Annotated in this window: 22 protein-coding genes; 9 read left to right on the forward strand and 13 right to left on the reverse strand. The window is 70.1% G+C overall.

Annotated elements, in window-relative coordinates; all coding sequences use genetic code 11:
• Window positions 1-17 precede the first annotated feature (17 nt).
• Window positions 18-3,137: a DPP IV N-terminal domain-containing protein gene (locus ACLQ2O_RS39735; RefSeq protein WP_425842664.1), complete on the forward strand. Its 3,120-nt coding sequence runs from the start codon at window positions 18-20 to the stop codon at window positions 3,135-3,137.
• Window positions 3,138-3,248: 111 nt separating this feature from the next.
• Here ACLQ2O_RS39735 and ACLQ2O_RS39740 read toward each other — a convergent pair whose 3' ends face one another.
• Window positions 3,249-4,226, reverse strand: a complete 978-nt coding sequence (locus ACLQ2O_RS39740) for a ribose-phosphate diphosphokinase (RefSeq protein ID WP_425842665.1) — start codon at window positions 4,224-4,226, stop codon at window positions 3,249-3,251.
• Between the two features lie 123 nt (window positions 4,227-4,349).
• Here ACLQ2O_RS39740 and ACLQ2O_RS39745 point away from each other — a divergent pair, with 123 nt between their 5' ends.
• Window positions 4,350-5,117, forward strand: coding sequence for an SDR family NAD(P)-dependent oxidoreductase (locus ACLQ2O_RS39745; RefSeq protein ID WP_425842666.1), 768 nt, complete (start codon window positions 4,350-4,352; stop codon window positions 5,115-5,117).
• A gap of 243 nt (window positions 5,118-5,360) precedes the next feature.
• Here the strand turns inward: ACLQ2O_RS39745 and ACLQ2O_RS39750 are convergent, their stop codons facing one another.
• The 3 genes from ACLQ2O_RS39750 to ACLQ2O_RS39760 form a co-directional block, all read right to left on the reverse strand.
• Entirely contained in the window at window positions 5,361-6,383 is a 1,023-nt protein-coding gene (locus tag ACLQ2O_RS39750; RefSeq protein WP_425842667.1) for a threonine aldolase family protein, read from the reverse strand.
• Window positions 6,384-6,659: 276 nt separating this feature from the next.
• Window positions 6,660-8,033 carry a class II 3-deoxy-7-phosphoheptulonate synthase gene (locus tag ACLQ2O_RS39755; RefSeq protein WP_425842668.1) on the reverse strand — a complete coding sequence of 458 codons (1,374 nt, stop codon included), beginning with the start codon at window positions 8,031-8,033 and terminating at the stop codon, window positions 6,660-6,662.
• Between the two features lie 56 nt (window positions 8,034-8,089).
• Entirely contained in the window at window positions 8,090-8,491 is a 402-nt protein-coding gene (locus ACLQ2O_RS39760; RefSeq protein WP_425842760.1) for a DUF2237 family protein, read from the reverse strand.
• Between the two features lie 61 nt (window positions 8,492-8,552).
• Here ACLQ2O_RS39760 and ACLQ2O_RS39765 point away from each other — a divergent pair, with 61 nt between their 5' ends.
• Window positions 8,553-9,233: a hypothetical protein gene (locus tag ACLQ2O_RS39765; protein WP_425842669.1), complete on the forward strand. Its 681-nt coding sequence runs from the start codon at window positions 8,553-8,555 to the stop codon at window positions 9,231-9,233.
• A 3-nt stretch (window positions 9,234-9,236) separates the two neighbouring features.
• Here the strand turns inward: ACLQ2O_RS39765 and ACLQ2O_RS39770 are convergent, their stop codons facing one another.
• Window positions 9,237-9,998, reverse strand: a complete 762-nt coding sequence (locus tag ACLQ2O_RS39770; protein ID WP_425842762.1) for a lysophospholipid acyltransferase family protein — start codon at window positions 9,996-9,998, stop codon at window positions 9,237-9,239.
• Between the two features lie 275 nt (window positions 9,999-10,273).
• Between ACLQ2O_RS39770 and ACLQ2O_RS39775 the strand changes: the two genes are divergently transcribed.
• From ACLQ2O_RS39775 to ACLQ2O_RS39785, 3 genes are all read left to right on the forward strand, one after another.
• Window positions 10,274-11,038 carry an alpha/beta hydrolase gene (locus tag ACLQ2O_RS39775; RefSeq protein WP_425842670.1) on the forward strand — a complete coding sequence of 255 codons (765 nt, stop codon included), beginning with the start codon at window positions 10,274-10,276 and terminating at the stop codon, window positions 11,036-11,038.
• Window positions 11,031-11,990 carry a hypothetical protein gene (locus tag ACLQ2O_RS39780; protein ID WP_425842671.1) on the forward strand — a complete coding sequence of 320 codons (960 nt, stop codon included), beginning with the start codon at window positions 11,031-11,033 and terminating at the stop codon, window positions 11,988-11,990. The genes ACLQ2O_RS39775 and ACLQ2O_RS39780 overlap by 8 nt, the downstream gene beginning before the upstream one ends.
• Window positions 11,991-12,117: 127 nt before the next feature.
• Window positions 12,118-13,347 carry a TIGR00300 family protein gene (locus tag ACLQ2O_RS39785; protein WP_425842672.1) on the forward strand — a complete coding sequence of 410 codons (1,230 nt, stop codon included), beginning with the start codon at window positions 12,118-12,120 and terminating at the stop codon, window positions 13,345-13,347.
• A 75-nt stretch (window positions 13,348-13,422) separates the two neighbouring features.
• On the opposite strand, the gene ACLQ2O_RS39790 is transcribed toward ACLQ2O_RS39785, so the two are convergent.
• Window positions 13,423-14,046 (reverse strand): hypothetical protein, encoded by a 624-nt coding sequence (locus tag ACLQ2O_RS39790; RefSeq protein ID WP_425842673.1) that lies wholly within the window; start codon window positions 14,044-14,046, stop codon window positions 13,423-13,425.
• 64 nt (window positions 14,047-14,110) lie between these two features.
• Between ACLQ2O_RS39790 and ACLQ2O_RS39795 the strand changes: the two genes are divergently transcribed.
• The 3 genes from ACLQ2O_RS39795 (at window position 14,111) to ACLQ2O_RS39805 (ending at window position 15,859) form a co-directional block, all read left to right on the forward strand.
• Window positions 14,111-14,563: a YybH family protein gene (locus ACLQ2O_RS39795; protein WP_425842674.1), complete on the forward strand. Its 453-nt coding sequence runs from the start codon at window positions 14,111-14,113 to the stop codon at window positions 14,561-14,563.
• Between the two features lie 78 nt (window positions 14,564-14,641).
• On the forward strand, window positions 14,642-15,022 hold the full coding sequence (locus ACLQ2O_RS39800; protein ID WP_425842675.1) for a VOC family protein: 381 nt from the start codon (window positions 14,642-14,644) through the stop codon (window positions 15,020-15,022).
• 84 nt (window positions 15,023-15,106) lie between these two features.
• Window positions 15,107-15,859: an enoyl-CoA hydratase-related protein gene (locus ACLQ2O_RS39805; protein WP_425842676.1), complete on the forward strand. Its 753-nt coding sequence runs from the start codon at window positions 15,107-15,109 to the stop codon at window positions 15,857-15,859.
• Here the strand turns inward: ACLQ2O_RS39805 and ACLQ2O_RS39810 are convergent, their stop codons facing one another.
• The 7 genes from ACLQ2O_RS39810 to ACLQ2O_RS39840 all read right to left on the reverse strand — a co-directional run bounded on the left by ACLQ2O_RS39810 (window position 15,860) and on the right by ACLQ2O_RS39840 (window position 22,414).
• Entirely contained in the window at window positions 15,860-16,618 is a 759-nt protein-coding gene (locus ACLQ2O_RS39810; RefSeq protein ID WP_425842677.1) for an SDR family oxidoreductase, read from the reverse strand.
• 40 nt (window positions 16,619-16,658) lie between these two features.
• Complete coding sequence (locus tag ACLQ2O_RS39815; protein WP_425842678.1) at window positions 16,659-17,369, reverse strand: endonuclease/exonuclease/phosphatase family protein; 711 nt, start codon at window positions 17,367-17,369, stop codon at window positions 16,659-16,661.
• Window positions 17,366-18,526 (reverse strand): ROK family glucokinase, encoded by a 1,161-nt coding sequence (locus ACLQ2O_RS39820; RefSeq protein WP_425842679.1) that lies wholly within the window; start codon window positions 18,524-18,526, stop codon window positions 17,366-17,368. The genes ACLQ2O_RS39815 and ACLQ2O_RS39820 overlap by 4 nt, the downstream gene beginning before the upstream one ends.
• Window positions 18,527-18,665: 139 nt before the next feature.
• The gene (locus ACLQ2O_RS39825; protein WP_425842680.1) at window positions 18,666-19,625 is read right to left on the reverse strand and encodes an ROK family glucokinase; all 960 of its coding nucleotides are present in this window, start codon (window positions 19,623-19,625) and stop codon (window positions 18,666-18,668) included.
• A complete protein-coding gene (locus tag ACLQ2O_RS39830) occupies window positions 19,616-20,203 on the reverse strand; it encodes a hypothetical protein (RefSeq protein ID WP_425842681.1) in 588 nt (195 codons plus the stop codon). The genes ACLQ2O_RS39825 and ACLQ2O_RS39830 overlap by 10 nt, the downstream gene beginning before the upstream one ends.
• Window positions 20,200-21,492: an ArsA family ATPase gene (locus ACLQ2O_RS39835; RefSeq protein ID WP_425842682.1), complete on the reverse strand. Its 1,293-nt coding sequence runs from the start codon at window positions 21,490-21,492 to the stop codon at window positions 20,200-20,202. Before ACLQ2O_RS39835 ends, ACLQ2O_RS39830 begins: the two co-directional genes overlap by 4 nt.
• Window positions 21,493-21,496: 4 nt before the next feature.
• A complete protein-coding gene (locus tag ACLQ2O_RS39840) occupies window positions 21,497-22,414 on the reverse strand; it encodes an SRPBCC family protein (protein WP_425842683.1) in 918 nt (305 codons plus the stop codon).
• Window positions 22,415-22,516 lie beyond the last annotated feature (102 nt).

Here is a 22,516-nt window from a genome sequence, read left to right on the forward strand (position 1 = left end):
AGGGATTGGATCTGCCCGTGAACCCCGACGAAACCCCTGCCTGGAGCATCTCCCGCCGTCGCGCTCTGCAACTCACCGGCGGCGTCGCCGCGGCCGGTTCGCTCCCGGTCGCTGAAGCCGCCGCCTCGCCGTCAACAATCTCGAGCCCGTCGGCAAAGACCGAGTCCGGCAACCAGGCGACCCTGACCGAAGGCACCAACTTCATGGTCGCGGTCTCCCCCGACGGACGCCGCCTGGCCTTCGACCTGGTCACCGCGATCTGGGTGACCCCGGCCGGCGGCGGTCGCGCGACGCGCCTCACCGACGATCTGCAGGACGCCACCCGCCCGCGCTGGTCGCCGGACGGGAAGGAGATCGTCTTCCAGTCCTACCGCGACGGCAACTACCATTTGTGGACAATCCGACCAGATGGTCGCGCGCTCAGGCAACTCACCACCGGCCGGTACGACCACCGCGAGCCGCACTTCACCCCGGACGGCCGCGCGCTCGTGTTCTCCTCCGACCGCGGTGGCAGCGGGACCTACGGCATCCACCGGCTCGATCTGCGCACCGGCGCGATCGTCGCGCTCACCGACGACCCGACCGAGGAGGCCGAGCCGGCCGTCTCCGCCGACGGCCGCAAGCTCGCGTTCACCACGGACACGACCGCGATCGTCGAACTCGATCTGACCACTGGCGTACGGCGTACCGTCGTACCGGCGAAGACTGGGATCACCGTCTTCGGCCCGTCGTACTCGCCGACCGGCCAGCTCGCTTACGTCCGCCTCACCGGCCCGACGTGCGACCTGGTGATCGGCGACGCGACCGTCACCACCGGGAAGGACGTCTTCGCCGTACCGCCGTCGTGGGCTTCCGGCAACCTCTTCTACACGGCCGACGGCCACGTGATGAAGCACTCCGGCGGCTCGTCCTCCGTGGTCCCGTTCACGGCAGTCGTGCCAGTCACGTCGAAGCGACCACGCCCGAAGCGCCCGGACATCGAGTCGACCAAACCCCAAGCGGTCAAGGGAATCGCGAGCCCGACGGTCTCCCCCGACGGCCGATGGCTCAGCTTCCGCGCCCTCAACGCGCTCTGGCTCGCCCGGACCGACGGCAGTGGCAGCCCGCGCAAGGTCGTTGCCGACGGCTACTTCAACTCCGACCCGGACTTCTCCCCCGACGGCCGTCAGTTGCTCTACGCAAGCGACCGCGACGGTACGGCGGATCTCTGGCTGCACAACATCGCCCAGGGCACCAATACCAAGCTGTCGTCGTTGCCCGGGGCACAGACCGCGCCGCGGTTCTCCCCGGACGGCAAGCAGATCGCCTACCAGGACCAGGACGGCATCGCCTGGGTTCTCGATGTCGCCTCGCAGCAGGTCCGCCAACTGACCCCGACGCTGTTCCAGCCCGGCCGGGTCAGCTGGTCCGCCGACGGCCGGACGATCGTGCTCGGCGCGGTCAAACCGTTCTCGAAGCGGTTCCGCGAGGGCACCAGCCAGCTGATGTACGTCGACGTGGCAACAACCGCTTTCGAGTACGTCGAGCCGATGCCCTTCCGCTCGCTCGCGACCCGCGGCGACGACGGCCCGGCCTTCTCACCCGACGGCCGTCGGCTCGCGTTCGTTGTCGAAAGTCTGCTGTACGTCGTACCGGTCGATCGGCGCGGCCGCTTCACCGGCAAGCCGCGAGCGGTGACCAGCGAGGTCACGGACTCGCCGGCCTGGCTGGACAACAGGACCCTGCTCTACCTGAACAACGGCCGCTTGCGTCGTACAGATGTCGACGGTTCGCGGCCGCGGACGATTCGGCTCGACCTCACCTGGCAGCGCGCCAAGATCAACCAGCACGTCACAATCCACGCCGGTGCACTGTGGGACGGCCGCGCGCAGGAGCTGCGGAAGAACGTCGACGTGATTGTCGACGGGTCGAAGATCGCCGCCGTCCGGCCGCACCGGGGACGCGCGGACGTCGACGCGTCCGAGCTGACCGTGATGCCCGGGCTGATCGACGCGCACAACCACTGGCACCTGCGCGGCCGGGCGTGGGGTGCGCGGCAGGGCAACCTCTGGCTGTCGTACGGGATCACCAGTACGCGCTCTCCTGGCGATCCCGTGTACCAGATGCAGGAAACACGGGAAGCGCTCTCGCACGGTTCTCTGACCGGGCCTCGGTACTTCGCGACCGGTGAGGCGATCGACGGTTCGCGGGTCTACTACAACTTCATGCGGCCGACCGTGTCGCTGCGGCAGCTCGGGCTGGAGCTCGACCGGGTCGCGGGCGTCGGCTACGACATGGTGAAGACGTACGTGCGGCTGCCGATCGAGTACCAGCGCCGGGCGATCGCGGCCGTGCACCAGCTCGGGCTGCAGTTGTCGTCGCACTACCTCTACCCCGCCGAGCACCTCGGCATGGACGGGATGGAGCACACCGGCGCGACGAACCGGCTCGGCTACTCGCACACGGTCAGCCGGCTCGGGCGCGCGTACGCCGACGTGATCACGCTGTTCACGCGGGCCGGGTTGTCGGTCACGCCGACGCTGTTCAACTCGACGATGGCGCATGTCGACGATCCGTCGCTGCTCACCGACCGACGGACGACGACGCTGTACCCGGCGTGGGAGTACGCCGCTCTGAAGGCCGAGGTGGACACGGCGGCGGGTCCGGCCGGCGCCACCACGCGCGAACTTCTGCGTGGCAACGTCGACATGGTGCTGCGGATCCACCGCGGCGGCGGCCTGGTGATCGCCGGCACGGACGCGCCGCTGGACAACGTCGCGGTGTCGCTGCACGCGAACCTGCGCTCGATGGTCGCGGGCGGCTTCACGCCGTACGAGGCTCTGACGACGGCGACGCGCAATCCAGCGCGCTGGCTGAACCTGGAAGACAAGCTGGCCGTCGTGCAGCCGGGTGCGCAGGCGGATCTGTCGTTCGTCCAGGGGAACCCACTGGCGGACATCCGGCACGCGGCCGACGTCGAGCGGGTGATGGTCGGCGGGAAATTGCACATTGTTGACGATCTACTGGAGCCGTTCGCGACGACAGCAAGAGCCAGCGCCGGCCCGCAGCCCCTACGCCGCGACCAGGCGCACGCGCACGACAGCGAGTACTGGTGGCACGAGCCGGAGTGGCTGCACCGAGCCTGCTGCGAAGGCTGACCGAAGGCGCTCCGGGGCCAGGAGGTCCCGGAGCGCATGTCAGAGCGGGGCTGGGCTGCGGCGGTGCGTCGGCGGGCTCAAGGTCGCGCCGCGACCGCCCCGGGACGACCGTCAGAACGGGAGCTTGGGCTGGGGCGGTCCGTGGGTCGGGTCGACGCCGTCGAAGAGGCTGCTGACTGATTCGCCGTCGTGGATGCGTTGGATCGCGGCGGCGAACAGTTTGGAGACCGAGCTGACCTGCAGCTCGGGGAAGCCGTCGGGGCGCGGGACCGTGTCGGTGCTGATCACCTCGGTGATCGACGGGTGCGACCGCAGCCGCTCGACCGCCTTGCCGGCGAACAGGCCGTGGGTGCAGGCGACCGCGGCCTGGGTGCAGCCGAGGTCCTTCAGACGGTCGAGCAGTTCGATGATCGAGCCGCCGGTCGCGATCTCGTCGTCGAGCACGATCGCCTTCTTGCCGGCCACGTCGCCGACGATCGCGTCGATCACGACCCGGTCGTCGGCCAGCCGCTGCTTGCTGCCCGCCGCGACCGGCAGCCCGAGCAGCCGGGCGAACTGCGTCGCGGTCTTCGCGTTGCCGAGGTCCGGGCTGACCACGACCGTGTTGGTCAGGTCGGTGCCGCGGAAGTGGTCGGCCAGCACGCCGATCGCGGTCAGATGGTCGACCGGCACCGAGAAGAACCCGTGCACCTGCGGCGCGTGCAGCGCCATCGTCAGCACCCGGTCCGCGCCGGCCGCGACCAGCAGGTCGGCGACCAGCCGGCCGCCGATCGAGATGCGGGAGGCGTCCTTCTTGTCCGACCGCGCGTACGCGTAGTGCGGCATCACGGCGGTGATCTGCGCCGCCGACGCACCACGGGCCGCGTCGATCATCAGCAGCAGCTCCATCAGGTGCTCCTGCGTCGGTGGGACCAGCGGCTGGACGATGTAGACGTCGCGCTGGCGGCAGTTCACCTGCAGCTGAACCTGTAGGCAGTCATTGCTGAAGCGGTGGATCTCGACCGGCGAGAGGTCGACGCCGAGATCGGCGCAGATCTGCTCGGCAAGGCCGGAATGAGCACTACCGCTGAACACGACGATCTCTCGCACGGCTCTCCCCGAACGCTGTGACTCGACGTTGCACCACCCTACCTTGAGGGCTTTCTTGACTATTCAGTCCAGAACGAGCTACGTTTTAGACTACTTAGTCAAATAACCTCCTGGGGAGTTGTAGTGAGCGGGAAACTTGCAGGTCGGACGGCAGTTGTCACCGGTGCGAGCCGTGGCATCGGGTTCGCGATCGCCCGTCGTTTTGTTGCCGAGGGCGCCAATGTGGTGATCACGGGGCGAGACGGGACGGCGTTGGACGCCGCGGTCGCCGAACTCGAGCGCGGTCTGGAATCCGGCGCCTACCGGAGTGCGTCCGTCGTCGGAGTCCGCGCGGACTCCGCTGAGATCGCCGATCTGGACGCGGTGTTCGAGACGGTCCGGGAACGGCACGGCAGCATCGACGTACTGGCCGTGAACACCGGCACCGGCACGCTGGCGCCGATCGGCGAGATCACCGAGGCGGAAGTCGACCGGGTCTACGGAACGAACGTGAAGGGCACGATCTTCACGATGCAGAAGGCGCTACCGCTCCTGAGCGAGCATGCCTCAGTCATCCTCACCGGGTCCACCGCGTCGATCCGCATGGCACCCGGCCAGAGCGTGTACGGCGCATCGAAGGCGGCCATCCGCGCGCTGGCCCGCGGCTGGGTCGTCGACCTCGCCGGCCGAGGGATCCGCGTCAACGTGCTGAGCCCCGGCGCGACGAGGACCCCGGGCCTGACCGAGTACCTGGGCGCCGACGTCGTCGAGCAACTGGGCCCGGAGTTCCCCCTGGGCCGCATCGGCGAACCAGACGAAATCGCCGCCGTCGCCGCCTTCCTGGCCTCCGACGACGCCAGCTTCGTCACCGGCACCGAGTACTTCGTCGACGGCGGGGCCGCGCAGATCTGACCTCGCGACGTACACCCGTGGAGTACGTGCCCGCGGCGCGCGCTGGTACATGAAGGCGCCGCGGGCGTGGGCTCCCAAGTACCAGCGCGCGACGCGGGCCGGCACTTGAAGGCGCGGCAGGCGCGCGGCTGCCAGGCACCAGCGCCGGGCGCGGGCCGGCACTTGAAGGCGCTGCAGGCGCGGGGCTTCCGAGTACCGGCGCGCGTTGCGGGTCGCGTACCGGGTGGGCGGGTCCGGCTGTTGTCAGACGAGCAGCGCGGCGATGGTTTCTGCAGCCTTGCGGCAGTCGTCGGCTGAGGCGTCCAAGTGCGTGACCAGACGGAGCTGGGTAGCGCCTACGCCGCCGACGAGGATGCCGGCTTCCTTCGCGCCGGCGACCACCTCCGCCACCGTGCGGCCGGTGGCGGCCAGGTCGGCGACGACGATGTTGGTCTCGACCTGGTCCGGCTTGACCGAGCCGGGGGCCGCGTCGGCGAGGATCTCGGCGATCCGGCGGGCGTTGGCGTGGTCGTCGGCGAGGCGTTCGACGTTGTTCTCGACGGCGTACAGACCGGCGGCCGCGAGCACACCCGCCTGACGCCAGCCGGCGCCGAGGCGCTTTCGCCAGACTCGGGCCTCACGGATCAGCTCGGCCGAGCCGGCCACCACCGATCCGACGGGGGCGCCGAGGCCCTTGGACAGGCAGACGCTGACCGCCGCAGCGCGCGATCCGTACGCCGCCATCGGCACACCGGTCGCCACCGAGGCGTTCCACAGGCGAGCGCCGTCCAGGTGCAACGGCAGCTGCGCCTCGTCGAGCAGGTCCGCAAGAGCGTCGTACGAGTGCTGGATCGAACCGCCGCCGAAGTTGTGCGTGTTCTCGACCGACACCGCGGCAGTCTGCACGAAGTACGGTCCGAGATTCGGCGCGATCAGCTCGCGGATCTGGCCGAGATCGATCTGCCCGTCCGGCGTGCTCCATGTCCGCGTGGTCACACCGCTGACGGCCGCGTGCGCACCGAGCTCGGCGCGCGCGATGTGCGCCCGCGCTTCGCACAGCACCTCGGACCCCGGCGGAACGAGCGCGCGGACGCCGAGAATGTTCGCTAGCGAGCCAGTGACGACGAACAGCGCCGCCTCGTGCCCGAGCAACCCCGCGACCCGCTCCTCGAGCGCGTTGATCGTCGGATCCTCGCCGTACACGTCGTCCCCGACCGGCGCGCTCGTCATCGCCGCCAGCATCCCCGCCGACGGCCGCGTGACCGTGTCGGACCGCAGATCAATCACAACAAACCTCCCCGTACGACGCGCATCCGCGCGCCTCGATCCCACCCGAACGCCGCACGCCCAGGCCCATCCCATCCGCGACTGCACCCAACACCCCATGGGAGGGAAGGGCAGTGCCGCCCCCGGGCCTTCGCTGCGCTCGGCTAGCGCCTGATCTCGCTGCTCCCGCAGGCGGACCAGCCGCGGCTCGTCACCGTCAACTCGCCTCTCGGGGCCCTAGCTCCCGGACACCCCCATCCGCGCGGCACATCACCGAGCCCGCCGGTCCCGCGCCACTCACGCCCGCGCCCCCCGCAGCCGCTCCGCGACCAGGAACGCGAGCTCCAGGGACTGGTGCCGGTTCAGCCGCGGGTCGCAGGCCGTCTCGTACCGGTTGACCAGGTCCTCGGCGACCAGCGCCTCACCACCACCAAGGCACTCGGTCACGTCGTCGCCCGTGAGCTCCACGTGCAGACCGCCCGGCCACGTCCCGACCTGCTCGTGGGCGTCGAAGAAGCCCTCGACCTCGTTGACGACGTCGTCGAAGTTGCGGGTCTTGTAGCCGTTCGGGGTCTCGTAGGTGTTGCCGTGCATCGGGTCGCAGACCCACGCGATCGGCGAACCGTGGTCGCGGACGGCCTCCAGCAGCGGCGGCAGCGCCTCGCGGATCTTGCCCGCGCCCATCCGGGTGATGAACGTGAGCCGTCCCTCGATGCCCTTCGGGTTGAGCTTGTCGATCAGCGCGCGGATGTACTCCGGCGTCGTCGTCGGCCCGATCTTCACGCCGAGCGGGTTCGACAGCGAAGCGAGGAACTCCACGTGCGCGCCGTCGAGCTGCCGGGTCCGCTCGCCGACCCAGAGCAGGTGCCCCGAGACGTCGTACGGCTGCTCGGTGCGCGAGTCGATCCGGGTCAGCGCGTGCTCGTACTCGAGGATCAGCGCTTCGTGCGAGGCGTAGAAGTCGACGGTCCGGAACTCGTCCGCGGTCGCACCGCAGGCGCGCATGAACGCGAGCGCGCGCTCGATCTCCGAGGCCAGCTGCTCGTAGCGGCGCCCGACCGGCGAGGAGCGGACGAAGTCGGTGTTCCAGGCGTGCACCTGGTGCAGGTCGGCGTACCCACCGGTGGTGAACGCGCGGGTCAGGTTCAGCGTCGCGGCGGCGGCGTTGTAGACCTCGCGCAGGCGCTGCGGGTTCGGGATGCGCGACTCGGAGGTGAAGTCGATGCCGTTGACAGCATCACCCCGGTACGACGGCAGCGTGACGCCGTCGCGGGTCTCGTCGCCGGAGCTGCGCGGCTTGGCGTACTGGCCGGCGATCCGGCCGACCTTCACCACCGGCACGCTCGCGGCGTACTGGAGCACGACCGACATCTGCAGCAGCACCCGGAGCTTGGCCCGGATGTTCTCGGCGGTGACGCCGTCGAACGTCTCGGCGCAGTCGCCGCCCTGGAGCAGGAACGCCTCGCCGCGGGCGACCGCCCCGACCTTGTCGGTCAGGTCGTCGCACTCACCGGCGAAGACGAGCGGCGGCAGCTTGCGCAGCTGGCCGATCACCTGCTCCAGCGCTACCTGGTCCGGCCACTCGGGCTGCTGGAGCGGCTTGAGTCCCCGCAGCTCGTCCAGGCTGGGGACACCCGGCACCACGCCCTCGTTCAACGTCGCGAATTGCATACGCCAACCATATTCGAGGCCCTCGAACCGCTGCGCAGCCGTCTCACCCCGAGCGCTCAGGCCAGCGAGCTCGGATCAGCCGGTACGTCGACCGCGTGCTCGCGCAGCACCGTCAGCGGGATCGTGTCCAGCGCCCGCCGGTGCGTCGAAGCCAGTACGACCGGAGCCGCGACCCCGGCGTGGTACGCCTGCAGCCACCGCGCCGCGACGACGCACCACCGGTCCCCCGGCGCCAGCCCGGCGAACCCGAACTCCGGCCGCGGCGTCCCCAGGTCGTTGCCGACCGACGCCTGGTGCGCGAGGAACTCGGTCGTCATCACCGCGCAGACGGTGTGGCTGCCCAGGTCCTCGGGACCGGTGCTGCAGCAGCCGTCGCGGAAGAACCCGGTCACCGGGTCGGTCCCGCACTCCTCCAGCTGGGCGCCCAGCACGTTCAGCTCGCTCTCCACAGGGATCATCCTCACCCACGCACGGCTCCACGTCGTCATCCACGACCCCGTCGTCACCCAGAATCACACGATGAAACTGCTCCGAGGGGCACTCGCCCTGGCCTGCCTGCTGCCGCTCGCTGCCTGCTACAAGGGCCGGGCGCCGCTCGAGGTCGAGTACGACGGCGCTCAGCTGTCGGCGGCGCGCGCGGAAGGCGAGCGCCGCAACGCCGTGAAGCTGGCCATGGTGTGGAGGGCGGCGCCGATCCTGCACGAGGTCGCCTCGTCCCGCCACGACGAGTGCGACGGCGGCCAGTGGTTCGACGAGGACAAGTACTACTGGCCGTACGGGTGCGTCACGACGTCGTACACGGTCCTCACGTTCGCCGGCGAGTTCCGGACGCAGGCCCGCAGGATCGCCGCCGCGCTGGACGCGACCTCCTGCTCCGTCGACCTCGCGCGGGAGCTGGAGCCGCAACTCACCCAGGTCCGCGACGTCACGTCGATCGAGCCGGTCGGGTCGGACTGCCCCGACTCCCCGTACCCCACGCCGCGGGCGAGCCTGCTGGCCTGGTCGCACGTCTCCCCGACCACCGGCCAGCTCGAGCGGATCAGGACCCAGCTCGACAGCGACTGCCTGCACAAGCGGTACTGCGCGACACAGATCCTGGACCTGGCCGGCGGGCTGGCCTCGGCGCGGGACGGAGACCGGTGGGCGGTCGTCGTCGAGTTCGGCGAGACCTACTTCGAAGGCGAGCCGACCCCCGGGTGAGGCTCAGGACGCCTTGGTGTCGTCCAGCCGCGGCTTGAGGTGGTCGTCGATCTTCTCGCCGGCCTTGAGCAGGTCCTTGGCCTTCTCGGCGTACATGTCGACGTACTCCTGGCCGGACAGCTCCATCATCGCGTACATGATCTCGTCGGTGACCGAGCGCAGCACGAACCGATCGCGCTCCATCCCCTCGTACCGGGAGAAGTCCAGCGGCTTGCCGATCGCGACACCGGGGCGGACCAGGCGCGGGAACCGGCGGCCGGGCTCCTTGACGAACCACTTCGGCATCATCGTGCCGGGCGGGTTGACCTTCTCGGTGTCGATCATCGCGACCGGGATGACCGGTACGCCGGCCACGATCGCCATCCGGGCGACCCCGGTCTTGCCTTTGTAGAGCCGGCCGTCGGGCGAACGGGTGCCCTCGGGGTAGATGCCGAACAGCTCGCCCTTGTTCAGGATCTCCAGGCCGGTGTTCAGCGCGGCCAGCGAGGCGCGGCCGCCGGAGCGGTCGATCGGGATCTGGCCGATCGAGCGGAAGAACGTGGCGACCAGCTTGCCCTTGAGGCCCGGGCCGGTGAAGTACTCCGACTTGGCCGGGAAGACGATCTGGCGCGGTACGGCGACCGGCAGGAAGATCGAGTCCGAGAACGCCAGGTGGTTGCTGACCAGCAGCGCCGGCCCGCTCTCCGGGATGTTCTCCAGGCCGCTCACCTTGGGCCGGAACAGCAACCTCGCGAGCGGTGCGACGAGGAACCGCCGGATGAACATGTACAGCACGTGCCACCTCCACCGTTCGGTCAGCTCCAGTGTCCCGCATCGGCGGGCACGCAGCACCCGCCGGGCAGGACCTTACGTTCCACCCTCCTCCTCAGGCAACGTCACCGCCAGGGATTCCGGGGTTGCGCTCTGTGTTGATCTGTGGTTGCACACTGTGTGGTGTCACCGATCACGTCACCGAACCGACACCCTGGCCGGGGTGGGCGACGGACGGTGAGGCTGCGACCATTACGACTCAGGCAACACGCGAACTTCTAGGAGCACCTGTGCCCGTGCAAGCCCACGCGGAGGAGTTCCGCAGCCCTGGCTCCGGCCCGAACGCCGGCACCGGGATCCTGCTCAGTCACGGCTTCACCGGATCGCCGAAGTCGATGCGCCCGTTCGCGGAGCACCTGGCCGCCGAGGGGTTCGGCGTCGCCGTACCGCGGCTGCCCGGGCACGGCACGCACTGGCGCGAGGCGAACACCACGACCTGGCAGGACTGGTACGCCGTGCTCGACAACGAGTTCGAGCGGCTGCGCAAGGAGCACGATCAGGTCTTCCTGGTCGGGCTGTCGATGGGCGGTTGTCTCGTCCTGCGGCTGGCCGAGCAGCACGGCGCGGACGTCGCGGGCGTGGTCCTGGTGAACCCGTCCGTGCAGACCGACGACAAGCGGCTCGCGGTGCTGCCGGTGCTGCAGCGGTTCCTGCCGTCGTTCCCGGGGATCTCGAACGACATCAAGAAGCCGGGTGTCGACGAGGGCGCGTACGACCGGATGCCGCTGCGCGCGCTGCACTCGCTGTCGCAGCTGTGGAAGGTCACCCGCGAAGATCTTGCCAAGGTGACGCAGCCGGTGCTGCTGTTCCGCAGTACTGTCGATCACGTCGTCGAACCGAGCTCCGGGCGCACCGTGCTGTCCCGGATCTCGTCCCGCGACGTCACCGAGACCCTGCTCGAGGACAGTTACCACGTGGCCACTTTGGACAACGACGCACCACGCATCTTCGCCGACGCGACCGCCTTCGTCCGCCGGATCGGCGCCGATGCGTGACAACGGCCTGACCGCCGCGACCTACACGTCGCTGGGCGGCATCGACCCCCTCGTCACGACCGCCGTCCTGAAGGCCCTCGCCGACGCCGGCATCGCGGCGTACTGCTCCCCGCCGGACTCCGGGGCGCCGATGGCCGGCGACGCGACGACGCCGAAGGGGTCGGGAGCAGTCGGTTCGGCGAGCGCAAGCGGCGACGCCACGACGCCGACGGCCAGTACGCCGGGCGACGACGCCTCCTCCCCTACGCCCGCGAAGGCGGACAACGGCGGAGCCGCGGCGGAGGCCGGGCCGGCCAAGGCGCGTGCCACCACGGAAGCCGCTCCGGCGAACGCTCCCGACGAGGCGACGACGCCGAAGGCCAGTACGCCGGACGCGGGCGACGACACGCCTTCCACCCCGGCGCCCGCCAAGGCGCAGGTTCCGGCCGGGTTCGAGGAGATCTTCGTCGACTCCGACGCCGCCGACAAGGCGCGTGGGGTGATCGACCGCAGTACCGAGGACGCCGAGTGGGCCTCGCTGGTCGAGCAGTTCAACGCGCCGTCGGCGCCGGGTCACGACGTACCGCCGGTCCCTCGCTGGCCCGCCAGCGAGGACGTCGACGAGAACTCGTACGAGCCGCTCATCGACGTACCGGCCGGTCTGATCGTCGGTGACACCGACGACGAGCCGCCGAAGGAACCACCGCCGCGGCGTACGGACGACCCGCACGACCACTTCGTCCCGCCGGAGCCGACGCGCGGCCCCCGGCTGGACTGGATCACCCGCGCCGCCTGGCTCGGCCTGATCGGTGGTCCGCTGCTGCTGATCCTCGCCGCGGTCCTCGACTTCGGGACCGGACGGATCACGCTGCTCGGCGTCGTCGGCTTCATGGCCGGCTTCCTCACGCTGGTGATCCGGATGAACGACCGGCTTCCTCCCGAGGACACCCCGGACGACGGCGCCGTGGTCTGACCTTCGTGCGCCGTACCAGGTGATCAGCTGGTCTGACCGCTGGACAGGACATGCCCCCGAAACAGCGACCGGCTAGAGTGCCGATCGTCGGACAATCCGACACCCCCGCTGACGGAGGAGGCATCCCGTGCAGGTCACCGAGACGGTCGAGATCACCGGCCACCTGATGGACTCCGGGCTGTTGTCCCGGGTCCTCGACGACATCCGCGGCTACGGCGGCGAGTACACGCTGGACAAGTTCGACCTCGGCTACGACAAGGACGACCCGTCGACGGTCCGGATGACGGTCGGCGCCGAGGACGAGGAAGCCCTGCAGCGGCTGCTGATGCGGATTCAGACCAAGGGCGCGAACCTGGTCAACCCCGGCACCGCCGAGGTCACCGAGGTCGACCAGGACGGCGTCTTCCCCGACGGGTTCTACTCGACCACCAACCTGCCGACCAGCGTTCGCCTCGACGGCCACTGGATCCAGGTCACCAACCCCGAGATGGACTGCGGCCTGCTGGTCGAGAACGGCGGCGTCCGGACCATCCCGATGTCGGAGGTGAAGGCCGGGATGAAGGTCGTCACCAGCGCGCAGGGCGTCAAGGTCGCGCCGCCGATCGTCGCCAGCACCGAGGAGGCGTTCGGCTTCATGGAGTCCGAGGTCTCCTCGGAGAAGCCGCAGCGGGTGCTGGTCAAGCAGGTCGCCGACGGGATGCGCGAGGCGAAGGCGAACGGCCAGAAGGTGCTCTGGGTCGGCGGCCCCGGCATCGTGCACACCGGCGCGGCCCCGGCGATGGTCGCGATCGTCGAGGCCGGGTACGTCGACGTGCTGTTCGCCGGCAACGCGCTGGCCACCCACGACATCGAGTCCTCGCTGTACGGGACGTCGCTCGGGGTCGACCTGGCCCGCGGCCGCGGCGTCGAGCACGGCCACGAGCACCACATCCGCGCGATCAACACGATCCGCAAGTCCGGCTCGATCGCGGCCGCCGTCGAGCAGGGCGTGCTCACCTCCGGCGTGATGCACGCGATGGTGAAGAAGGGCGGCACGTACGTGCTGGTCGGGTCGGTCCGCGACGACGGCCCGCTGCCCGACGTCTACACCGACGTGCTCGAGGGCCAGCGCGCGATGCGGGCCGAGCTGACGGATGTCGGCTACTGCCTGATGGCCGCGACCATGCTGCACTCGGTGGCCACCGGCAACATCCTCCCCGCCGCGATCCCGCTGACCTGCGTGGACATCAACCCGGCGACGGTCACCAAGCTCGCCGACCGCGGATCGTCCCAGGCCCGCGGCATCGTCACCGACGTCGGGTTGTTCATCGAGCACCTGGCCCGCGAGCTGTCCCCGACGTACGCGGACGTGAAGTAACCGAGCGGCCACGTACGCACGTCGAGGGCAGGTGCAAGGCCACGCTGAGGCTGGATCATCGGTCCAGCCTCAGGGTCACCAGGTCTTGCCCGGCTCCGACGGCGGGATGCCCGGCTTGGCCGCGCCAGGGGCGGCATCCTGCGCCGGATTCTGCCGGGACGCGGACGGCCTGCGCGCGGCCGGGGCGAGCGCCGGGTCGTGGGAGGGCCCGCCGCCACCGCCCACTGGCTGGGCGCTCTGTTCCGCCCCCGGCTGCGAACCGGCTTCCACGCCGCGTTCGGCGACGCCGCGGGCCTGTTCCGCACCGGCGGCTTCCGCAAGGCGATCGATGGTGTCCTTCAGGGACTCGCCGAAGTCCACGACCAGGTCCCGCAGATCTTCGCCGGTAGCCTCGGGGCCGCCCGGGCTGAACCCGAACTCTTCTTCGTACCGCTGCACGACCACCTTCTCGTAACGCTGGTCGAGATCGAAGTGCACGGTCTCCCGGTCAGGTGTCACGTAGACGTTCTGCCAAGGATTGTGCCGCGACCGGTAACCGGGAGCGATCAGCGGCCTGTCGTCCCAACTCTCGTCCTGGGTGTACTTCGAACCGCACCGCTCCTTCATCGCGGCGACGACCTCCCGCCCGGTGACGGGCCGGTCGAACTCGACCGTCTGCTTGGCGTCCGAGTTCGCGAGCTTCGTCCGATCGATGGCCATCGTCTGCAGATCTCCTCTGTCCCAGGGCCTGCCGCGGCCCGGCGCGGGCCTATCGTAGGGGCGCGTGAGTCCAGCGCGACCGACCTTGAACGGGAGTGACGAGCTGATGAGTTTCGAGGCGTTCCTGCGGCGGTTCGAGGACGCCAACACCGCCTTTGTCAACGGCGATGTCTCGCTCTGGCTGCCATTGGTGTCGCGCAGCGAGCAGACCTCGATCTTCGGTGGCTTCGGCGGTCAGGAGGTCGGCTGGTCGCAGATCGGGCGCCGGTACGAGTGGGCGTCGGCGCAGTTCGCGCCGAGCGGCGCGAAGGTCGAGTTCGAGTACCTGGACAGGCACGCCGGCTCCGACACGGCGTACACGGTCGCGATCGAGCGCTGCACGGTCCGGTACGTCGACCGGCCGGGTGAGCACGAGCACGTCCTGCGGACCACGATGGTGTTCCGCAAGGAGGGCGACGACTGGTTCATCGTCCACCGGCACGGGGATCCGCTGAGCCCGACCGCACCACCTGCCTGACTGGACCGCGCCGGCTTCACGACGCGCGGTCGCGCCCTGCGCTGGACCCAGCCGCTTCTGGTTGGCAGGGTGTGATTCATGGCACTCCGAACGAAAGCGCACTGGTTCGGCGTCGCACTCGACGCGCCGGACGCCCGCGAGCTGGGCCGGTTCTACCAGCGGCTGCTGGGCTGGACGATCTTCGGCGACGAGCCGAACTGGGTCACGCTCGCGCCGTCGAAGGACGCCGGCTACAACCTGGCGTTCCAGACCGAGGCGAACTACCAGCGCCCGGTCTGGCCGGCTGCCGAGGGACAGCCGCAGATGTCGATGCACCTGGACTTCGAGGTGGACGACCTGGACGAGGCCGTCGCCCACGCGGTCTCGGCGGGCGCGGAGCCGGCGGACTTCCAGCCGCAGGACGACGTACGGGTGATGCTGGATCCGGCGGGGCATCCGTTCTGCCTGTACGTCAACTGACGCGGCTGCGGCAGGCGGAGGTGGGCAGGTGCGTGTGGGGCTGATTACGGCGTACGGGCCGGTCGGCAGGGCAGGATGGGCGCCATGAGCGAACTGGTGCACCTCGAGTCGGCCGACGGTGTTGCGACGATCACGCTGGACTCGCCGCACAACAAGAACGCGCTCTCCCAGCAGCTCACCGGTGAGTTGCTGGAGCGGCTGGAGACGGCCGGGGCGGACGACGCGGTGCGGGTGATCGTGATCCGGTCGGCGCTTGACGTGTTCTGCTCCGGCGCCGACATGGCCGAGGCGACGACGGTCGGGATGGGTGTCGGCGCGCAGCGGATGGTCGACGTGCAGCGGGCGATCGTGGCCAATCCGAAGCCGGTGGTTGCTCGGGTGGCTGGGCCGGTGCGGGCCGGTGGGATCGGGATCGTGGCGGCGGCGGACATCAGCGTCGCCGGGGCCAGTTCCACGTTCGCGCTGACCGAGGTCCGGCTCGGGCTGGCGGCGGCGACGATCTCGCTGACGGTGCTTCCGCGGTTGACGGATCGGGCCGCCTCGTTGACGTTCCTGACCGGCGACGGGTTCGACGGGACCGAGGCCGCGCGGCTCGGGCTGGTCTCGCGCGCCGTACCGGACGAGGAGCTGGACGACGCGGTCGGCGGCGTACTGGCGTCGCTGCTGAAGGGTGTGCCGCAGGGGCTGCGGGAGACGAAGAAGCTGCTCACGCGCGAGCTGCTCGCGGATATCGATGCCCGGGGCAAGGAGTTGGCGGAGCTGTCGGCGAGCCTGTTCGGGTCGGAGCCGGCGCGCGAGGCGATGCTGGCGTTCTTGAACCGACGTAAGAAGAAGTAGCTACGGCTTGAAACCACCGTTGCTGTAGAGAAGCTGGCCGTTCATCCAGCCGCCGCGCTCGGAGCAGAGGAAGCTGATCAGGTCCCCGGTGTCCTGCGGGGTGCCCAGCCGACCGAGCGCGGTGGCTTCAGTGCCCAGCTGCTTGATCTCCGGCGACATCCAGCCGGTGTCGATCGGCCCCGGGTTGACCACGTTCGCGGTCAGCCCGAGGTGCTTCAGCTCGTACGCCGCCGCGAGCACGATCCTGTCCAGCGCGCCCTTGCTCGCGCCGTACGGCAGGTTGTGCGCGGTGTGGTCGCTGGTCAGCGCGACGATCCGTCCGGTACCGTACGGCGCGTCGAACTGCTCGGCGTACGCCTTGATCAGCAGCCAGATCGCTCGCGCGTTCACCGCGAAGTGCCGGTCGAAGCTCTCGACGGTCGTGTCGAGGATGCTGCTGTCGACGCTCTCGCAGTGCGCCATCACCAGCGCGCGCACCGGCCCGAGGCCGTCCCGCACCTTGCCGATCAGCTCGGCCGACGCCGCGGGCTCCTCGAGGTCGGCCTCGACGGCGAGCACTTGCGCTCCATGCCCTTCCAGGACCTTCGTCGTCTCGGCGAGAGCGTCCGCGTCGGGTCCCCAGGGCATCCGCTCGTCGTACCCGGTGAGGTAGCTGAAGGCAACGTCCCACCCGCTCGCCGCCAAGGCCTCGGCGAGACCGGCGCCGATCCCGACCCTGCGCCCGACTCCGGTCACCAGTGCTACAGGCCTGCTCGTCATGCCCTCATCCTGCCGTTCTGATCGGTCCGGCAGCCACCTGTTATTCGGTGAGCTCGATCAGGAGCGGGAGGTGGTCGGAACCCTTCGCGAGGTCGTCGCGGGTCACGCCGTCGACGTCGTCGAGCGGGATCACCCGGCCTTGGAGCTCGGGTGACAGGTGGGCGCCGTCGATGCGTCGTTCGGGGTTGTCGGAGTGGAAGGTCGGGCCGGCGTCGACGCCGAGGTCGGTGAGGCCTTCGTCGGCCAGGCGCTTCCAGACCGGGCCGTCGGGTTCTTCGTTGAGGTCGCCGACCAGCAGGTACGGGAGGTCGAAGGCCCGGCAGCCCTTGAGGACCTGCTCGATCTCGTGCTCACGGCCGCGGATGTGCAGGCCGAGGTGGCAGACGACGAGGACCAGAGCCTTCGTCCCTAGTGTGATCCGGCCGCCGACCGCGCCGCCGGGAAGCTGGGTGGCGATCAACCGGAACCTCCGGCGAACGAACGGACGCCAGACCCGCCAGTGCAGCGCCTCGACCACTTCGGTGCTCCCGGCAACCAAGATCGCGTTGCGCGCGGAGGCCGCGACGTACGTCATCCCGAACGACGCCGCCATCGCCCGCCGCTTCCGCCGGGTCCCCCACCAGGTCGGCGCTTCCTGCACCAGGGCGACATCGGGCGCACAGGCTTTGACGACCCGCGCCAAAGCCTCCCGGTCGTCGCCCCACCGGTGCACGTTGTAGGACAGCACCCGCAGCGACGGGCCCCCGCTCATGCCTCCGGATCCCCTTGCAGCTCGGGGGTTTTGTCGAGTTGGAGCTCGCCCGGCTGGAGGTTCTCGGCGGCACGCATGCCGGTACGCCGGGCAGCCGACTTGCGGGCGGCCCGTTCGAGCCGGGTCGAGCGACCAGTGCGGCCGGCCGTCGTCTTCGCCGTCACCGCGGTCGTCTTCACCCGGACCCGCCGCAACCAGGTCGCCTCCTCGCGGGCAAGGTCGGCGGCTCCGACCATGCCGGCCTCCGGCCCCAGTACGGCGCGCACGATCCGCGCCTCCGGCCGGAACCCACGCCCGGTCAGCGTCCGCTTGAACGCCTCTCGCGCCGGCGCCAGCAGCAACTCACCAGCGTCCGACACCCCACCACCGATCACGAACGTCCCGGGGTCGAGCGCCGCGGCGAGGTTGGCCAGGCCGATCCCCAGCCAGCGGCCGACGTCCTCGAGCAGCTCGACCGCGACCGGGTCGCCGTCCTTGGCCAGCTCGGTCACCATCGGCCCGTTGATCTTGCGCGGATCGCCCTCGGCGGCGCGCAGCAGGTTGTGCGCGACCGGCGAACCGGACAACGCCAGCTCGCGCGCCTCCCGCGTCAGCGCGTTGCCCGACGCGTACTGCTCCCAGCACCCGCGGTTCCCGCACTCGCACCGATGACCGCCCGGCACCACCTGCATGTGCCCGAACTCTCCGGCGATGCCGAACTTGCCGCGCTGCAGCGCACCGTCGTTCAGGATCGCACCGCCGATCCCGGTCCCGAGCGTCACGCAGACCAGGTGGCTCTCGCCCTGCCCGCCGCCGAACCGCCACTCCGACCAGGCCGCGGCGTTCGCGTCGTTCTCCACCACCACGGGCAGTCCGAGCCTGCGCTCGACCGCGTCGCGCAGCGGTTCGTGCCGCCAGGCGAGGTGCGGCGCGAACAGCACCGACGACCGCGTCCCGTCGACGAACCCGGCCGCTCCGATCCCGACCGCGATCACGTCGTGCCGCGACTCGAGGTCCCGGACGATCTCCGCGATCGCGTCCTCGGTCTCGCGCGGGTCCTTGGTCGGGGTGTCCCGCCGCAACCGGTCCAGAATGTTGCCCTCGGGATCGACCACCCCGGCGGCCACCTTCGTGCCACCGATGTCGATCCCGATCGTCAGCGCCTGTGTCAGAGCCATCGCACGACCTTCCTCGCCGTACCCCCAACAGCCCCCTGGATCACTTCCAGCCAACCACCAACAGCCAACTCGACGCATCCGGCAGCCTCAGGCCGGTGCGACGCACCGCGGCGGCCCGCCGTACTGCCAGGTACCCGCACTACTGCTTCTCCACCGGGCGGCGGGCCAGGTCGGCGGCTCCGATGATGCCGGCGTCGTTACCGAGCTGGGCCATCTCGATGGCGGGGTGCGGGCGGTTCGCGCGGGCCGGCAGGTTCTTCTCGAACGCGACCTGCGCCGACTTCAGCAGCAGGTCCTTCGCCGCGCTCACTCCACCGCCGATCACGATCGTGCTCGGGTCGAACAGCGTCGCGAAGCTCGCGAGGCCCTCCCCCAGCCAGCGGCCGAGGTCGTCCAGCAGCTCGACCGCGCACGGGTCGCCACCCGCGGCGGCTTTGGTGATCATCGGCCCGGTCAGCGCGGCCGGGTCGGTGATGCCGATGACGCTCATCATCTGCGCCGCCGCCAGCGAACCGGACTCGGCCTGCGCCCGTCCCTCACGCACCAGCGCCCGCCCGGAGGCGTACTGCTCCAAGCACCCGCGCGCGCCACAGCCGCACCGATGACCACCCGGTACGACGCGCATGTGCCCCATCTCGGCCGCGACACCGTGCGCACCGCGCAGCAGCTCGCCCGCGATCACCACGCCGCCACCGATGCCGGTCCCGACGGTCACGCAGACCATGTGCTCGACATCCTTCGCCGCACCGAACGCGAACTCGCCCCACGCCGCGGCGTTGGCATCGTTCTCGACCACGACCGGAACCTTCAGTACGTCGGCCACCCGCCGGCCCAGCGGCTCGTCGCGCCAGGCCAGGTTGGGCGCGAACAGCACGGTCGACCGGTCGGACGACACGAACCCGGCCGCGCCGATCCCCACCGCCTCGACGTCGTGCCCCGCGATCAGTTCCGCCGCCGCCTCGCAGATCGCCTGCGCGGTCTCGTCGACCGAGCCGGCCGGGGTGTCGCGGTGCGCGCGCGCCCCGATCGTCCCGTCGCGCCCGACCACACCCGCCGCGATCTTCGTACCGCCGACGTCGATGCCGATGGTCAGTCCCATGGTTCGGGGTCCTCACTCACGTCGATCCGGTCCACCCGGGACCGAGCTGGCCTATCCGTGTCCCTGTCCGTGTCCTGCTCCCCGGCAGCCCGCGACTCTGCGTCCACCTTCGCCTGCCGCGCCGCTTCCGCCGCAGCCTCCACCAAACTCCGCACAGCCCCCAGAACCCCCGCCGCCGCCGTCGACAACTGCTCAATGGTCTCGGGACTGGTCTGCCGAACCTTCCCGATCAACTGGCAGACAGGACACCACTGACAGTTGGTCCCGTGCTCGTGATCGTCCGCCCCGGCAGTGCGGTGCGCCTGATCCTCCCCAGCCGCAGTGCGGTGCGCCTGATCCTCCCCAGCCGCAGTGCGGTGCGCCTGATCCTCCCCAGCCCAAGACTGATCGGCCTCGGCACTCTCTCGCTCTTTTCCGGCCGCAGCGGCCTCAGCCTCCGCGGCCTCGTCGGCCGCATCCGCGCCGGCCTCAGCCCGAGCGGCGGGGTCAGCAAAGTCCGCAGCACCAGCAGCCCGCAGTACGGCGAACAGCTTCGCCGCTTCCTCCGCGACCGACCCCACAGGCTCCTTCGGCGTCATCGAGTGCCCTCCGGGATCGCGGTCTCCATCTGTTCGCGGAACTCGCCCAGCTCCGGCTCGCCCAGCTCCGGCTCGCCCAGCTCCGGCTCGAGCACCGGAGACGGCAACGGATCCCGCGGCGCGAACCGCACCTGCAGCTTGCCGTCGTCCAACCGCGCCCCGGCGACAACCCCGCGCGCCAACGCAGCCGGCAACGGAATCACCCGACGATAAGACCCGACGGTGATGATCAGCTCGTCCCCGTGCCGCGCCAGCTCCAGGTCGGCGGCAGATGCCAACGGCAACGGCAACGTCAGGATGTACGTCCGACCATCGGTGTCGATGTGCCGATCCACTAGCAGCGACGTCTCGTCGGACGCCCGCGCGAACGGATCGTCCCCGCCGTACATCTCCACAGCAAAAGCCGCGAGCTCCTCGACCCCGACCGGCTCACAGGCACGGTACGGCGACTCCCAGATCGGCAGCGGGCTGAAGGAATCCGCGACATCCTCGAGAATCCCCCGCTGCGCGGCGACCCACTGCCGCCGCCAGTTGTCGGCGCCGGCCGCCGGGAACACCCGGTTCGCCACGATCCCGTCCACGCGGTACCCGTACAGCGAAAGCGTCGTCATCGACCGCCGCGCCTCGGCGACCACCACGGCCTCCGGCGTCAGCACCAACCGCACCGAAGCATCCGGCCCGGCCAGCAACGCGCGAATGTCCGCGAGATCCTTCTGCAACCGCCGCAGCGCATCGAAAACGGTGTCATCAGGCATCGGCAACCCGGACGCCTTGCCGAGCAGGGGCCGGAACGACCGCAGCACCTTCCGCTCGGCGTTGATGATGCGATCCATGTACCAGCTCAGCGCCTCCGGCAGCGCGAGCAGCCGCAGCGTCTCCGCCGTCGGCGCGCAGTCGACCACGACCACGTCCCACCGCCCGGACCGCACGTGGTCCCGCACCTCGAGCAGCGCGAGCACCTCCTCGGCGCCCGGCAGCACGGTCAGCTCCTCGGCCTCCATCGGGTCGACACCGACGACGTGCAGCACCGACCGCAGGTACGCCTGAATGTCACCCCAGGAACGCTCGAACCGCCGTTGCGCGTCGATCTGCTGCACGAACAGCAGGTCGTCGATCTCGGTCGGCTCGCCGCCGACCTCGGAGTCGAAGGCGTCCGACAGCGAGTGCGCCGCGTCGGTCGACAGCACCAGAGTGCGTAGTCCCCGTAAGGCGGCCAGCGTGGCGGTGCCGGCCGCGGACGTGGTCTTGCCCACGCCACCTTTGCCTGTGTACAGCAGAACGCGTGTCACGGAATCAGGACTCGACGCGCTTCTTCAGCCCCTTGAGGGCCGTGTCGATGATGACCTTCTCCGCCTTGCGCTTGAGCATCCCGATCATCGGAATGGCCACGTCGACCGCCAGCCGGTAGGTCACCTCGGTGCCGTCGGCGCCCAGGTCGCGCAGTACGTACGCGCCGTCCATGCCCTTGACCATCTTGGCCTGCACCAGCGACCAGGTCACCTCGTTGCGGGACCAGACGTAGTCCAGCGTGTACTCGTCGGAGATCGCCCCGGCGTCCACCTTGAACCGGACCTGCTTGGGCCGGCCGGCCTCGTCGGTCGACAGCACCTGCGTCTCCCGCATCGAGTCCGCCCACTCCGGGTAGGCGTCGAAGTCCGCGATCACCGCCATGATCGCCTTCGGGGTCGCGTTCACGACGATGGTCGAGGTGGTCTGCTCTGCCATCGATTCACCTCTCCGCTGCCGGGACGGTCGCCGGTCCGCGTGCAGGTCGTTCTGCGGCACGGCCGGGTGCGGGGCACCGGTGCCCCTCCCGGAGACTATCGCGGGTTCCCAGCCGGACCTGCGCTCGCCCGCGGCGCGGCCCGTTTCGACTTCGTCCTTGAACCGCCAGATCCGGTCCCGGTACCGCGCGACGTACGACTCCTGCAGCCGTCGCAGACCGCGCCCGCCGGTACGCCGTACAGGGTCGGCCCGCAGGTACCAGTGCACGACGACGCCGTCGCGGACCTGCTCCAGCCACCACTCCGCCGTACCGACCGCTGCGCCGGTGACCGCCCACCGCACGCCCTCGAGCCCGCGGCGCTCGGACGGGGTGAGCTCGAGCTCCGGCCACCACTCGCGCCACAGGGTGTCCGAGCCGAGCCGCTGCGCGACGTAGGCTGGATCCGCGACGACCAGGTCGTCGCAGCTGATGTCTAGCGAAGGCATGCCGTCGACCTTAGTTGCCTGGGTCACACTCACCTGGCTACTTGTGGGTAAGTGACTGTAACGTGCGCCGGAGCCGACCATCCTGACTGAGGAGACGCGGAG

The organism is Kribbella sp. DT2, assembly GCF_049844575.1.
Taxonomy (GTDB): Bacteria; Actinomycetota; Actinomycetes; order Propionibacteriales; family Kribbellaceae; genus Kribbella.